This is a genomic window from Vibrio nigripulchritudo, from assembly GCF_027924785.1.
In the GTDB taxonomy this organism is placed as follows: Bacteria; Pseudomonadota; Gammaproteobacteria; order Enterobacterales; family Vibrionaceae; genus Vibrio; species Vibrio nigripulchritudo.
On sequence record NZ_AP027049.1, the window covers coordinates 142,835 to 156,642 of the forward strand.

Annotated in this window: 15 protein-coding genes; 12 read left to right on the forward strand and 3 right to left on the reverse strand. The window is 48.1% G+C overall.

The features are described from left to right. Positions 1–19 precede the first annotated feature (19 nt). The 10 genes from gspH to QMG91_RS00710 all read left to right on the forward strand — a co-directional run bounded on the left by gspH (position 20) and on the right by QMG91_RS00710 (position 8,269). Positions 20–604 (forward strand): type II secretion system minor pseudopilin GspH, encoded by a 585-nt coding sequence (gspH, locus tag QMG91_RS00665; RefSeq protein WP_004404499.1) that lies wholly within the window; start codon positions 20–22, stop codon positions 602–604. Beyond that, positions 591–968: a type II secretion system minor pseudopilin GspI gene (gspI, locus tag QMG91_RS00670; RefSeq protein ID WP_004404500.1), complete on the forward strand. Its 378-nt coding sequence runs from the start codon at positions 591–593 to the stop codon at positions 966–968. The genes gspH and gspI overlap by 14 nt, the downstream gene beginning before the upstream one ends. Next, positions 955–1,635, forward strand: coding sequence for a type II secretion system minor pseudopilin GspJ (gspJ, locus tag QMG91_RS00675; protein ID WP_022551832.1), 681 nt, complete (start codon positions 955–957; stop codon positions 1,633–1,635). Before gspI ends, gspJ begins: the two co-directional genes overlap by 14 nt. Further along, entirely contained in the window at positions 1,628–2,644 is a 1,017-nt protein-coding gene (gene gspK, locus QMG91_RS00680) for a type II secretion system minor pseudopilin GspK (protein ID WP_200766488.1), read from the forward strand. The genes gspJ and gspK overlap by 8 nt, the downstream gene beginning before the upstream one ends. After that, positions 2,613–3,860, forward strand: coding sequence for a type II secretion system protein GspL (gene gspL / locus QMG91_RS00685; RefSeq protein WP_223095262.1), 1,248 nt, complete (start codon positions 2,613–2,615; stop codon positions 3,858–3,860). Before gspK ends, gspL begins: the two co-directional genes overlap by 32 nt. After that, positions 3,857–4,345 carry a type II secretion system protein M gene (locus tag QMG91_RS00690; protein ID WP_022611993.1) on the forward strand — a complete coding sequence of 163 codons (489 nt, stop codon included), beginning with the start codon at positions 3,857–3,859 and terminating at the stop codon, positions 4,343–4,345. The genes gspL and QMG91_RS00690 overlap by 4 nt, the downstream gene beginning before the upstream one ends. A 1-nt stretch (position 4,346) precedes the next feature. After that, the gene (locus QMG91_RS00695) at positions 4,347–5,105 is read left to right on the forward strand and encodes a type II secretion system protein N (RefSeq protein ID WP_022591508.1); all 759 of its coding nucleotides are present in this window, start codon (positions 4,347–4,349) and stop codon (positions 5,103–5,105) included. A 159-nt stretch (positions 5,106–5,264) separates the two neighbouring features. Beyond that, on the forward strand, positions 5,265–5,819 hold the full coding sequence (gene nudE / locus QMG91_RS00700) for an ADP compounds hydrolase NudE (RefSeq protein ID WP_022591507.1): 555 nt from the start codon (positions 5,265–5,267) through the stop codon (positions 5,817–5,819). 11 nt (positions 5,820–5,830) lie between these two features. Next, the gene (cysQ, locus tag QMG91_RS00705) at positions 5,831–6,649 is read left to right on the forward strand and encodes a 3'(2'),5'-bisphosphate nucleotidase CysQ (RefSeq protein ID WP_022551827.1); all 819 of its coding nucleotides are present in this window, start codon (positions 5,831–5,833) and stop codon (positions 6,647–6,649) included. Positions 6,650–6,949: 300 nt separating this feature from the next. Then, positions 6,950–8,269 carry a trypsin-like serine protease gene (locus QMG91_RS00710; protein ID WP_281828216.1) on the forward strand — a complete coding sequence of 440 codons (1,320 nt, stop codon included), beginning with the start codon at positions 6,950–6,952 and terminating at the stop codon, positions 8,267–8,269. 89 nt (positions 8,270–8,358) lie between these two features. Here the strand turns inward: QMG91_RS00710 and nfuA are convergent, their stop codons facing one another. Together nfuA and QMG91_RS00720 are read right to left on the reverse strand one after the other, a co-directional pair. Next, a complete protein-coding gene (gene nfuA, locus QMG91_RS00715; protein WP_004404517.1) occupies positions 8,359–8,946 on the reverse strand; it encodes a Fe-S biogenesis protein NfuA in 588 nt (195 codons plus the stop codon). Positions 8,947–9,036: 90 nt separating this feature from the next. After that, positions 9,037–9,747: a ComF family protein gene (locus QMG91_RS00720; RefSeq protein ID WP_281828218.1), complete on the reverse strand. Its 711-nt coding sequence runs from the start codon at positions 9,745–9,747 to the stop codon at positions 9,037–9,039. A gap of 76 nt (positions 9,748–9,823) precedes the next feature. On the opposite strand from QMG91_RS00720, the gene bioH reads away from it, so the two are divergent. Both bioH and QMG91_RS00730 read left to right on the forward strand, forming a co-directional pair. Beyond that, the gene (bioH, locus tag QMG91_RS00725) at positions 9,824–10,588 is read left to right on the forward strand and encodes a pimeloyl-ACP methyl ester esterase BioH (RefSeq protein ID WP_281828220.1); all 765 of its coding nucleotides are present in this window, start codon (positions 9,824–9,826) and stop codon (positions 10,586–10,588) included. Positions 10,589–10,728: 140 nt separating this feature from the next. Continuing rightward, complete coding sequence (locus QMG91_RS00730) at positions 10,729–11,193, forward strand: hypothetical protein (RefSeq protein WP_004404522.1); 465 nt, start codon at positions 10,729–10,731, stop codon at positions 11,191–11,193. Positions 11,194–11,250: 57 nt separating this feature from the next. Here QMG91_RS00730 and plsB read toward each other — a convergent pair whose 3' ends face one another. Beyond that, positions 11,251–13,674, reverse strand: coding sequence for a glycerol-3-phosphate 1-O-acyltransferase PlsB (gene plsB, locus QMG91_RS00735; protein ID WP_281828223.1), 2,424 nt, complete (start codon positions 13,672–13,674; stop codon positions 11,251–11,253). Positions 13,675–13,808: the final 134 nt, after the last annotated feature.

Sequence of the window (13,808 nt, forward strand, 5' to 3'; positions counted from 1 at the left end):
AAGTTGTAAGCATACGCGTATGAAAAAGCAGTCTGGGTTTACGCTGATAGAAATCATGCTGGTGCTCGTGCTGTTGTCACTGAGTGCGGTTGCGGTGATTACCACATTGCCTTCCTCCAGTGATGATCGGCTAAAAGAGCATGCTCAGCGCTTTATGCAACGCTTACAACTGCTGAACGAAGACGCCATGTTAAACGGTAAAGATTATGGCGTCCGGTTCAATGAAGACAAAGGACAATACCGATTTGTGGAGCTCAGTGAAGAAGGCTGGCAAAACATGGAAGAGAATCGGTATTACTCTGAATCAGAATTAGAAGCGGAGTTTGCCATTCGCCTGCAATTGGGTAGCGATGAGTGGGGAGATGATGACCGCCTCTTCGAACCCGGCAGTCTGTTTGATGAAGAAATGTTTGCCGATGAAGAGAAGAAAAAGCAGTCGCCACCGCCTCAGGTAATGGTGCTGTCTAGCGGTGAAATAACCCCTTTTCAGGTGTCTTTCTTTCCTAACGTCGGCGATGAATTTCGTGACGGCTGGCGAATTAAAACTGCCGATAATGGTTTGATTAACCTATTGAAGCCCGGAGAACGCGATGAAGATGAATAGGCGAAATGCCCGCCGTTCTCGCGGGATGACGTTAATCGAAGTGTTGGTGGCATTGGCTATTTTCGCTACCGCTGCAATCAGCGTGGTTCGTGCTGTGAGTCAGCACATTAATACGCTGAGTTTTTTAGAAGAGAAGATGTTTGCTTCGATGGTTGCTGACAACCAAATGGCAAAAGTGCTGCTTGGCAAAGCACCTAAGAAAGAGCTGAAAGGCAAAGAGGAACTGGCCGGGCAAACCTGGTATTGGTTAGTAAAGCCTGTGCCGACCGACAATAGCGTTATCAGCGCTTTTGATGTGTCAGTTTCTCGTGATTCGGAGCATAAAAGCTCCATTGTTACGGTGAGAAGTTATGCATCTCCGTAAAGTGTCAGGTTTTACGCTCATTGAAGTGCTGGTGGCTATCGCCGTATTCGCCAGCCTGAGCATCGCCGCTTATCAGGTCGTGAATCAGGTCCAGCTGAGCAATGCTCAGTCACTGGAGAAGACCGAGCGCTTACAAACCATGCAGCGCGCTTTGATTTGGATGGATAATGATTTCCGCCAGATGGCGTTACGCCAGATGCGAACTAATGGCGAAGCCCCTTCACAAACATTATTGAGTTACGGCGACTATATTTTGGAGTCGGATGACAAAGGAATAGTGTTTAGTCGGTTAGGATGGCAAAACCCACAAAACGTATTCCCGCGTGGAGACGTGACCAAAGTTGGGTATCGCATCAGAGAGGAAAACTTAGAAAGAGTCTGGTGGCGTTATTCCGATACACCATCAGGGCAAGAGCCGTTAACTCGACCAATTCTGAGTGATGTAGAAAGTTTTACAGTCACGTTTTACGAAAACGGTGAATGGAAAGAAGAGTGGACAAAGCCCAAGGCGTTGCCTGCCGCCATTGCCATCACTCTTACTTTGAAAGATTACGGTGACATTGAGCGCGTTTATCTGACGCCAGGTGGTGAACTGACGGTGACGACCCCACAAGAGGGAAATAACCAGGAAGGCGGCTCGGGTCAAGAGGGAAGCAACAATGGCTAAACGCTTTTCTCAATCTGGTGTGGCTTTGATCGTGGTTCTACTGCTACTGGCAGTCATGACCGCTATCGCTGCGACCATGTCAGAACGCCTGTTTATCAATTTCCATCGAGCTGGGAATCAGGTGAATCACCAGCAGGCATACTGGTATAGCTTAGGGGTCGAAGCACTGGCAAAAGTGGGTATCGAACAGAGTTATAAAGACAACGAGACCATTAATTTAAGCCAGCCCTGGGCACTTAAAGAACAGACGTATCCTTTGGATTACGGCACAGCAAAGGGCAAGCTGCTGGATATGCAGGCTTGCTTCAATTTAAACGTGTTAACCAGTGTAAAAGCCAAGGTGGAGTCTACGCAGAAGCCATTTCTTGTCAGAGTATGGCAGAACCTGATCGAACAGCAGGATATTGAGCCTTACACCGCCGAAGTGATCGCGGATTCGACCTGGGATTTCGTCGATAATGACGCCAGTGTGTTAACCAGTTACGGTGCTGAAGACAGTACTTATGAAGGTTTTCAGCCCGCGTATCTGACGGCAAATGGATTTATTGCGGATCGCTCTGAATTGAGAGCAATTCAGCAAGTGACCGCTCCGATTATGGAGAAGCTAACGCCACTAATATGTGCGTTGCCAACCAACGAGTGGAAACTGAATGTAAATACGATTTCAGAAGACCAAGCAGATATTTTGGCTGCCTTATTTCAGCCGCATTTGAGTAACAGCAACGCCAAAGATCTGATTGCGAATCGTAAGTTTGATGGTTGGGACAGTGTCGAAAGTTTCATGTCTGAACCCATCATCAGCGGAATCGAAGAAAAAGTGCGTAAGGAAGCTCAGGCGTACATTGCAGTCGACAGTCGATACTTTGAGCTGGACGCTCAGGTCATGGTCGATGAATCAAGGGTCAGGATACGAAGCCTGCTCTACAGTAAGGACAGAAAACAAGCGACGGTTGTACGTCGTAGTTTTGGAGGAATCAGTGAGCGAGTTTCTGACCGTAAGAATAAGTAGTCAGGCAGACGCCCCAATACAGTGGCTGGTGTGGTCTCCAGGTCAGCAAGAGGTGATCGCCAGCGGTGAATTAAGTCATCGCAACCAGTTAGGCGAGATCGCATCTTATGCTCATCAACGCCCAACCATTGTGTTGCTAGCAAGTAGCGATGTGCTGCTTAAAGAGGTAGACATTCCAGCGGGTGGAGCACGTCAGCTCAATACCATGCTGCCGTTTTTGGTTGAAGACGATGTCGCGCAGGATGTGGATGATCTGCATTTTACTGTGCTGAACAAACGTGGTGCAAAAGCCGACGTAGCTGCCGTCGACAGCGGATTTTTGGAAACGTTACTGGATGAGCTAAAAGCGCATCAGATAAACGTGCGTCAGGTGTTGCCTGACTGTTTAGCTATGCCATGGCAGAAAGATGAAATCAGTGCGCTTGAAATTGACGGTCAATGGGTATTTCGTCAAGAGCAATACTCAGGCTTCTCCGTTCAGTCTGATTGGTTAAGTTTGCTTCCGGCAGAAGTGTTCCAACTGCACACTGAAGAGAGCGAAAGCGAAGAGCAGTCAGACGCTGTAGAGAAGCGTGTTGCCACCTTTACGCCATTGCCTCAGAACCATGAGTCGCTTCCGGGGCGTTGGCAGAATGGTAAAGCAGAGTTAGTGATGTCATTGCTGACACAGGGAGCGATTGCTTCGAAAGCTAACCTGCTGACGGGAACATTCAAACCGTCTTCTTCTCTGACCAAATACTGGAAAGTCTGGCAGAAAGCCGCGGTCGCTGCGGTTTTACTTCTGGTTGTCCTGACAACGCAAAACGTACTGCAAGTGAATGCGTTTGAAGCTCAGGCAGCGCAATATCGAGCCGAAAGTGAACGCATTTTCCGAGAAGTGTTCCCAGACAAACGCAAAATTCCAACCGTGAGTTACCTCAAGCGCCAGATGCGCAATGAAGAAGCAAGATTATCTGGCGGTGGCAGTGACGAGTCGATGTTAATTTGGCTTTCAAAGCTTCCTGAAGCGTTGAAGAAAAATGGCGCGATCGACGTACTAAGCGTGAAGTATGATGGCTCTCGTGACGAAATTCGAATTCAGGCAAAAAGCAAAGACTTCCAAACCTTTGAATCGGCGCGTGCAGAACTTGCACAGCTGTTTGATGTCGAGCAGGGGCAGTTGAACCGTAGCGGTACAGAAGTGTTTGGCAGTTACGTGATAAGGAGAAAACCATGAATAGAGTGACCGCATGGTGGCAGTCGATATCACAACGCGAGCAACGCCTGATGGGTGGATGTGCTGTTTTGTTTACGGCGTTTATCATTTATTGGGGTGGGATCGTACCGCTTAATGAACGAGCCGACGCCGCGCAAGCACGAATCACCACAGAAAAGCAGCTTCTGGACTGGGTAACCAACAGTGCAAATACCATTACTTCCCTAAGAGGGGCTTCTGGTAGCAGTGCGAATGTATCTGGTCAGCCACTTAATCAGGTGGTGTCATCCACCACCAGGCGTTATCGTATCGAACTGATTCGTATGCAGCCGCGTAGCGACAGCCTTCAGGTCTGGGTTCAGCCTGTACCTTTTAATCAATTAGTCTCTTGGTTGGCGGATTTGCGTGAACAGCACGGTATTGATGTAGAGTTTCTGGATATTACCCGCACAGAGGTGACCGGGCAGGTTGAAGTCAACCGATTACAACTAAAAAGAGGCAGTTAACTTGAAGCGTTTTTTAGGGTATGTGTCTGTATTTGTTCTAGTGCTTATTGTTAGCCTGGTTGTGCACATGCCAGTGTCATTTGTTTATCAGTATGCTCCGAAAGTTCGAGGCTTAGAGCTTGGTCATTTAACCGGGTCCGTATGGCGTGGTCAGGCTTCCAACGTAGCTTGGCAGGGGCAGAACTTTGGTCAGCTAAGCTGGAATTTTCAGCCTTCTGCTCTGGTTAGCGGAAAAGCCGAATTTTTAGTTCGTTTTGGGCGAGGCAGTGAGCTTCAACTTCACGGCAAAGGAGCAGTTGGCTTTGGTTTTGGTGGTCTGTATGGCGAGAATATTTTTGCGTCTATGCCTGCTGAAAACGTATTGAGGTTTGCTCAGGTTCCGGCACCTGTGGATGTTCAAGGGCAACTGGAACTGGCGATTAAAGACTTTCAGTACGGTCAGCCATGGTGTCAGAGCGCAACCGGAAACTTGGCATGGAACGGTGGCAAGTTAGGCACCCCTTTGGGTGAACTGGTACTTGGTGAAGTGACATCAGACATCGTCTGTGAAGACAATACGCTTACTGCAAAAGGTGAGCAGAAACATGCACAGGTGACCAGTGCCTTTGATGCAAACTTGTCTCCAAACCAACAGTACAATGTGACAGCTTGGTTTAAACCCGGTGCAGAATTTCCCCCTTCAATGTCTAGCCAGCTAAACTGGCTGGGCAATCCAAACAATCAAGGTCAGTACCCATTCCAATACTCTGGACGTCTTTGATATCTCGAACGGCTCAGTCTCACTGAGCCGTAACTCCCTGCCTTAGAAAACTAAATGTCTCAATACGAACAAAAATCAATCTTGAAAGCTCAACAGAACGGTTTTTTTGATGATATATTGGTCGTGTTAAAAAGTTGGGTCGAATCTTAAGGGAAAGTTATGGCAGAAGAAAAAAAGCCACAAATTTTGGCTACAAAAACGGTCGCCCAATCTAAACTGTTTACTATAGAGTCGCTCGACTTACGTTTCTCTAATGGGGAAGAGCGCGTCTATGAAAGAATGAAACCCAGCGGTCGCTCAGCTGTAATGATAGTGCCAGTGACTGAACAGGGTGATTTGCTGTTAGTACGCGAGTATGCCGCAGGTACCGAGCGCTACGAGTTGGGGTTCCCGAAAGGTTTGGTAGACCCGGGGGAAACTCCAGACGAAGCAGCAAACCGAGAATTAAAAGAAGAAATTGGATACGGCGCAAAAGAACTGACACCGCTCAAACAGGTGGTGCTCGCACCGTCTTACTTCTCAAGTAAGATGACGCTTTTTCTGGCGCGAGATTTGTATCCTGAATCACTGGAAGGGGATGAGCCTGAGCCTTTAGAGTTGGTTCGGTGGCCTCTGCAGCAAGCCGATGAGCTGCTGACCCATCTGGATTTTTGTGAAGCCCGCAGTATTACTGCACTGATGTTAGCTCAGCGGTATTTAAACCCGTCTGAGTAAGGAAATGCCCTATGGCGGAAGATCTTTCTCACCTTATCCCTTCAGTTATCACCGTTGCCCGCAGTGCCGGGCAACTTATCCATGATATCTACGAAAATAAACAATACGAAGAATACACTAAGTCCGATGAGACACCGGTCACCAGCGCTGACATTGCCGCTCATAAGCTGATTGTCGAACAGTTGAGTGAGTTAACACCGGATATCCCAGTGCTTTCAGAAGAAGCAGCGGACATTAGCCTTGAAAAGCGTTCTCAGTGGAGTCGCTACTGGCTGGTCGACCCGCTGGACGGAACTCAGGAGTTCATCGCTCGAAGTGGTGACTTTGCCACTATCATTGCGTTGGTAGAAGACAACGAACCTGTGATGGGGGTGGTGTATGCCCCGGTGTCTGGCGTGACCTACTATGCATACAAAGGCAAAGGTGCGTGGAAAATTCCGGACATGGACGAAAGCGTTGCCATCGAAACACACCGTCATCATGGCGACAGCCAGTCTTTAGCGATTGCAATCAGTCGCCGCCAGGACATTAACAGCATTACCAGTAAGCTGTGTCCTTCGTGGAATTTTGAGTTAGTACCGTTAGGTTCGGCAGCTTTGAAAGCATGCTTGGTGGCTGAAGGAGCAGTGGACTGCTACCTGCGATTAGGACCAACAGGAGAATGGGACACCGCTGCGACTCAGTGCATTGTGAGTGAAGCAGGAGGGCGGATCCTCAGTACCAAGCTGGAACCGCTTTCTTATAATGAACGCGAAACATTAGAAAATCCTAATTTTATTGTTTTGGGTGACGAAGAACTCCCTTGGGATTCCATTCTGTTAACTCGATAGAAGTCGATTTCTCCCTTCTTCTAGCAGGGATCTGCTTGGCTGCAGATCCCATTTATCCTGCTTGATTCTTCCTGTGATTACAGAGTCTTATTCTGTAATTGAAGGCTTCTCAATCAAAAAAAATCTGTTGATAAACAGGTCAATTACTTTTTTATAAAATTACGCTCACAGGCTAAAATTTTTCCTTCCCCGGCACCTTGGATTTTTCAAAAAACATGCTTGTTTATATAGACCGTTCGGCACCTGTCGACGGCTTAATATAAAAAATATGAGGATAATATTTTGAAAATAACAAGGAATATGGCCCTAGTCACAGCCATGCTAGCACCTATGGTAACCATTGGTGCGGAAATACCAGGAGCTGGGTTTGAAGTAACACCACGTATTGTTGGTGGTGGCGATGCCAACACTGCAAACTGGGGTTTCTTCAGCCACCTGCAGATCAAGATAGGCAACAAAACTTATTCTTGTGGCGGTAGTAATCTGGGTGACGGTTACGTATTGACTGCTGCACACTGTGTGGATGGCGCTCTAGCCTCGGGGGTATCTGTACGAGTTGGTGCTAAGACGCGTCGTGGAAACGACGGACAGCACGCTAACGTTACTCAGATCCACATGCATCCTAACTACAATTCTAGTACCTACAAAAACGACATCGCTGTACTTAAGCTGGATCGAGTGCTTCCAACGGCGACCACTGTTGAAATTGCAGCAGGTTCTCTAAGCCAGTACGCTGGCATTGGTGATCTTCTATCTGTAGCTGGTTTAGGTCGACTTTCTTCGGGAGGCGCATCTCCTTCTCGCTTACAAGAAGTAGACGTACCACTAGTTTCTGACGCAACTTGTCGTGCAGCGGGTGGACCATACAACAATGTTGGTAGTGTAGAGTTCTGTGCTGGTCTTCCGCAGGGCGGAAAGGACTCCTGTCAGGGTGACAGCGGTGGTCCGATCGTTGTGAACCGTTCAGGAACAATTACACAGCTTGGTGTTGTAAGTTGGGGTATTGGTTGTGCTGCCGCTGGTAACTATGGTGTTTATAGCGACATAGCAGCACTTCGTGGCTGGTTAGACACGGTAATCTCTGCTCCAGGTGGTAACTACTCCGTCGGTTACACTAAAGATCAATCGCTGACTTCATTCAAAGTGGGTGAAACCAAGTCTCATACCTTTAGCATTAAAAACACAGGTACCGAAGCCTTCACATTGAACACAGTATCTGTTGCTGGTTCTGGTGTGGCATCTTCCCCTGTTATTGGTGCTGACAACTGTTCACAATCTACTTTGACTGCGAACCAAAGCTGTCAGGTATCAGTTGAGTTTGGTGCAAGTGCTGCGGGCACCGCGAAAGCTCAGCTGTCCTTCTCTACAGACAAAGGCACGTCAGTGTACACTGCGAACGTAAGTGCAGAAGCGACAACGACAGGCGGTGGTAATGGCGGTACCTACGACTTTGTTTACCCAGAAGGCATCTCAAACTACACGTTTGGTACGGTTGTTCTAGCTGAAGACGGTAACCGTTATCAGTGCTTAGGCTTCCCAGGTGGTCTTTGGTGTTCAGCTGGTGGTGCATACGCACCAGGTACTGGTTGGGCATGGGACTCAGCTTGGAGCAAGCTGTAATCATAGTTCTGGCTTAATCCTGATTCAAGCCAATGAAAAAGCCGGGTATGTTTACCCGGCTTTCTTGTATCTGTCTTGCTGAAGCGATATTAGTAGTAAGAGTGCTCACCACGATCGTGTTCAGTAGAATCTCGTACTGCTGTCAGTTCACCTTCAAACTGAGCCAGAAGCTCTTTCTCGATACCTTCCTTAAGCGTTACGTCGACCATTGAGCAGCCGTTACAACCGCCACCAAACTGAACCAATGCAATACCATCGTCAGTAATTTCAATTAGGCTGACGTGACCACCGTGACCAGCAAGCTGAGGGTTAACCTGAGTTTGGATCGCGTATTCAACACGCTCCATCAGAGGAGCATCATCAGACACTTTACGCATTTTTGCGTTAGGTGCTTTCAGAGTCAGTTGCGAGCCCATTTTATCAGTGACAAAGTCGATTTCTGCGTCTTCAAGAAAAGGCATACTCAGCTCGTCGACAAACGCAGAGAAATATTCATATTCCAGCTCAGTGTCGCTGGCTTCTACGGCTTCTGGTGGGCAATAAGACACACCACATTCTGCGTTTTGAGTGCCTGGGTTAACCACGAAAACACGAATGTTCGTGCCTTCTGGCTGCTGTTCCAGCAATTTCGCAAAGTGAGACTGTGCATTTTCTGTAATAGTAATTGTATTCGACACGACCAATACCCAAGTAATTTAGTAAACTATTTGACCATTTTACCCCCGTGAGTAAATCGATCCAGCTTTTTAAGTCATAACTTATTTTAGCTATTTCGGCTCAGGGGTTCGGCATATGCAGTAAATATCGATGGTTTCTACGCCAACATCAAGCAGTAAATTACACATTTGTCGGATAGTGCTGCCCGTTGTCACCACATCGTCGACGATTGCTACGTGCTTTGCAGCTGGAGGCGCAATTAACCGAAAAGCACCATAAAGGTTTCTATGCCTCGCCTTTTTATCCTGACCGAGTTGAGGTGCAGTATATTTCACCCGCTTGAACAGATTCGGATTAAATCGTTCGGGCATATTGAGATGCTGACACAATGCTCTTGCCAGATGGTCACTCTGGTTGTAGCCGCGTATCAGTTCTCTGCGCCAGTGAAGCGGGACAGAAGTAATCACGTCGGCAGGCTCTGTAATTTTCTGCGCAAGTAAGTAGCTGAGGTCAGGGGCTAGCCGAAACTGATGCTGAAATTTCAGGCTGTGGATATAATGCGAAAGCGGTGGACGATAGTCGTTCACACAATACAGACGGTGCCAGGGAGGTGGGTTACTTATGCACTCACCACAGAATTCAACGGGTTCCAAAGTAGGCAGCCCGCAGCATTGGCAACGGCAAGGATCGCTCATGCTGTTCAGGCAATGTTTGCACCATCGTGTCTCTGGTGTGGGCTCTTCAATGTTCAGACCACATAGCGGGCATTGCAGATTAAAATAACGGTGTAATTTGAGCTTTAGCCAGCTGGAAATCACCATAACGTATTCAAATAGTTAAAGTTAATGGGCATGGTATCCCATTAAATGTTCGAAAAACGGTTTAAGAGAGAAAAGCATGACGACGTCGTTGTATTGGCAGTCTTTCGGGCAAGGACCCGACTTGGTTTTGTTACATGGATGGGGAATGAACGGCGCTGTCTGGCAGCAAACGGCTGAAAACCTGTCTGAACATTTTTCTGTACATGTGGTGGATTTACCCGGATACGGGCACAGCAATGCGGTATCAGCGTTGAATTTAGAATCTATAGTTGAAGAAGTGCTTAAAGGCGCGCCGAAACAAGCGATCTGGCTCGGGTGGTCATTAGGTGGCTTAGTTGCGACTCACGCTGCTCTGAATCACAAAGAACGCGTATCTAAGTTAGTGACCGTTGCAAGCTCACCAAAGTTTGCGGCAGCAAAACCCTGGCGTGGCATACAGCCAAATGTGTTAACCATGTTTACACAGCAGTTGGTAGAAGATTTCCAGTTAACGGTAGAACGTTTTATGGCGCTTCAGGCGATGGGCAGCCCCTCTGCTCGTCAGGATGTGAAACAGCTAAAACAAGCCGTTTTGTCGCGCCCGTTACCGAATCAAGAAGTGTTGCTTGCTGGCTTAGACATTCTTGCTGACGTGGATTTGAGGGAGCAACTTGCAAACATCGATATCCCCTTTCTGCGAGTTTATGGTCGCCTGGACGGACTGGTACCAATCAAGGTTTCGAAAGACATGGCACACTGGTCTCCCGCTAGTATTTCTCATACGTTCGAGCAGTCATCGCACGCTCCATTTATGACAGAGCTCGATGAGTTTTGCGAAAAGATCACCGAGTTCTGTAAATAAATTGAGCAACCTGCCGTTAAAGTGATTAGCAGGCTAAACTGTATACAGATTAGTTTTGTGATTGCCCGTATGGGCGGAACGCCACAACACCATGGTTTTATGGGGTTTGTGGCAATCATTACCTTTGTGGGAGGTTTGTTATGTTAGTCAACCCGACCAGTGCCAGCGTTCCGCTGATTGCCCCGTCGGTCAATATACAAACCGAACAAGTTGCACGCGACAACAAGGTCAGGGAACCCGTGGCTCCGCCAGCGGAACTGAACAAGTCGAGTGCGGAACGAAGGGCAACGCTAGAGGAGAAGCGTCGAAGACGTGCGGCCTGGAATGCGGAAGACCACCCAGACTATGAGCTGGATTCAGACGCAGAGACCGAGTATCACGAAGAGCCAGTCGACAAGCTTGAGCGGTTGTTTGATTTGATCGCACTGCAAACATACAGTGCCCGACAAGGAAAGGGATACACCATTCGTTTCCGGCTGCCAGCCAGCGTGCTGAACGCAGCGATTAATGAAGGGAAAATGGCCAAGCGCCGTACCATCATTAAATACCATTATGGGCACTCCGTAGCGCCTCATACGCCATCGGAAGTGATTGCAGTGACTTAAATCGCTAACAAAAAAAGACCACCCTTGGGTGGTCTTTTTTCTATCTGAGAAATGGCATCAACCCTCTGACTGACGGCTTTCCTGAATGGTCAGTTTGACCTCGGTTGGCAGCAACTTCGACAAGGTGCAAGCCAGATCCTTTGTTTTGGACAGGTCGCACTGACCATCTAAATCCAGATATTCCTGATCTTTTAGGGTACTGAATAGTGCCGCAAACACCCCTTTGTCAAAAAACTCAGGCGCATTGATGCCATGCAGTCGACCAAGGCGCTGAGCGACTTGCTGGCTGCGCTGCTCCAGCTCTGCTCTGCCTAACTCAGGGGCATCTGCCAGTTGAGTAATAGCAATAGAGTAGCGCTGCAACGTTTCCTGAATTGTCCGAGCGTACAAAATCAGTGACTGAATGCGCTTCTGGCTAATGGACACGGTATCGCCATCCAGATAAACAATCTCCTGTCTCGCGAACTCAGCAACGGTTTTTCCCACAACGTCAGCGATGTCGCCTTCATCGTAATGTAAGAAAAGCTCTTTCTTTAAGAACGGATACAAAGTCGTGACGATTTCCGTCAATTTGGACACCGACAGGCTTTCGTGCTGAACCACTGACTGAGCAATCAGTGATGGAATGGCGAACAGGTGAATGATGTTATTGCGGTAATAGGTCATCAAAATTGACTGCTGGCGATCCAGCGACACGATATCGCCCATGGTATCGGGCTCTATCACAAATTTGTCCAGCCCGACGGCATGTTTAACCAGCGCTTCAGCATCCGTATCGGGTGTGGTGCTGGTACTGGAATACGGCACGTGGCGTAAAAGCGCTAAATAGCTGTCAATTTGCTGAATAAGTGTGTCGTGCGACAGCGCACGCTGACGAGAAGCCAGCAAAGCCAGAGCACACAGCGTCAAAGCATTGGTTGCTGCTGCATCGTTGATGTGCGTCATCATCTTTTCAGCAAGCTGATTCACGACCGGTGTCATCCATTGAGGTTTCGGGCTATCTACCGGGTCGATGTCGTTTGTCCATTCAGGCACGTGCTCATTCAGATACTGATTGAGCGGAATGGGTTCACCAAAATTCACATAACCCCGACCAAAGTTACGAAGCTTACGCAGGGTTTTCAGAACCAGACCCGCATTCTCTTTCTCTTTGCGTTTACCTCGAAGCTCTTTGGCATAGGTCGAAACTTCCATTACGTGTTCATAACCGATGTACACAGGAACCAGAGTCACAGGGCGGTTTAGGCCTCGGAGCATAGCTTGAATGGTCATTGCCAGCATGCCGGTTTTCGCCTGAAGTAAGCGACCGGTACGAGAGCGACCACCTTCACTGAAATATTCCACTGAGTAACCTTTGGCAAACAGTTCTGCCAGATATTCACGGAAGATAGTGGAGTAAAGCTTATTGCCTTTAAAGCTGCGACGAATAAAGAACGCACCACCACGACGGAAAATCGGACCTGCTGGGAAGAAATTCAGATTGATGCCAGCGGCAATATGAGGTGGCACCATTCCTTCCTGATAAAGAACATAAGACAGCAGCAGATAGTCCATATGGCTGCGGTGGCAGGGCACATAAACAATCTCGTGACCATCCTGAGCGAGCTTTCGCACCATAGATGCATTGTTGATGTTCAAGCCTTGATAAAGCTTATTCCACAACCACCCCAAGAAGCGGTCGCCTTTCTTTATTAAGGAGTAAGAGAAGTCCGCGGCCACTTCATCCATGATGGCTCTGGCTTCTTTTTCTGCCTTCTCAATGGTGATGCCTTTGCTTTTGGCTTCATCCTCGACGGCTTTCTTTATCGCTTCTGAGCGCAACAACCGTTGAAACAGAGCCTGACGTTCAGGCAAGTTTGGTCCTGAAGCGGCGAGCTTCTGACGAGAAAAGTGAATACGGGCAACGCGTGTTAACTTATGCGCAATTTCTTTGTCGGTGCCGTGACTGTCTGCCATGAATCGAAGAGACACAACGGGGCTGAATCGGACCAGACAATCGCGACCAGAAAGCAAAAGTGCTTTTGCTTTCTGTGGACCATTCATACTTTCCAGATAAGGCTTCTGACGGTCTTCTTTACCGGGTTTTCTTCCCCACATCACACTGACAGGAATCACTTGAACATCCAAATCGCTGTCATCGGTGTGCAGTTTTAGCAGTTCCGTAAACAGGTCAACCGACTCTGATGGCGCGTCATGATCATCCTGAATCAAGGTTGGGCGTGATGAGGTAAACACAAACCGACCAAATGGCTGACCATTTATCTCCAGCGCAGATAACGGATCTGGGAGACCGAGTTCAATGGCGTATCGCTGAAATGTCAGCAAATCGACGTTGGAGCGAAATGGGAGTGCGTAAACAATGGGCTTAGTGATATCAATGCCCAAATCTTCCACTGGATTTGATGGGATGGTCGTGCCTTTCACCAATACGGAAAGCGGCAGTTTCATCAAAGTTCGAGAAAGCGTTTGTCCAGAAGACATAGTGAATGTTTGCCTCAGCATGTGTGTGACGGTGGTTATGTGTTTAAAACATGACCGCCTGAATAATTGCGCAGCAAGGATAGCAGAAACTGGTCTAACCTTTTATCCCATTTTTGTAATATCTCATCTGCACA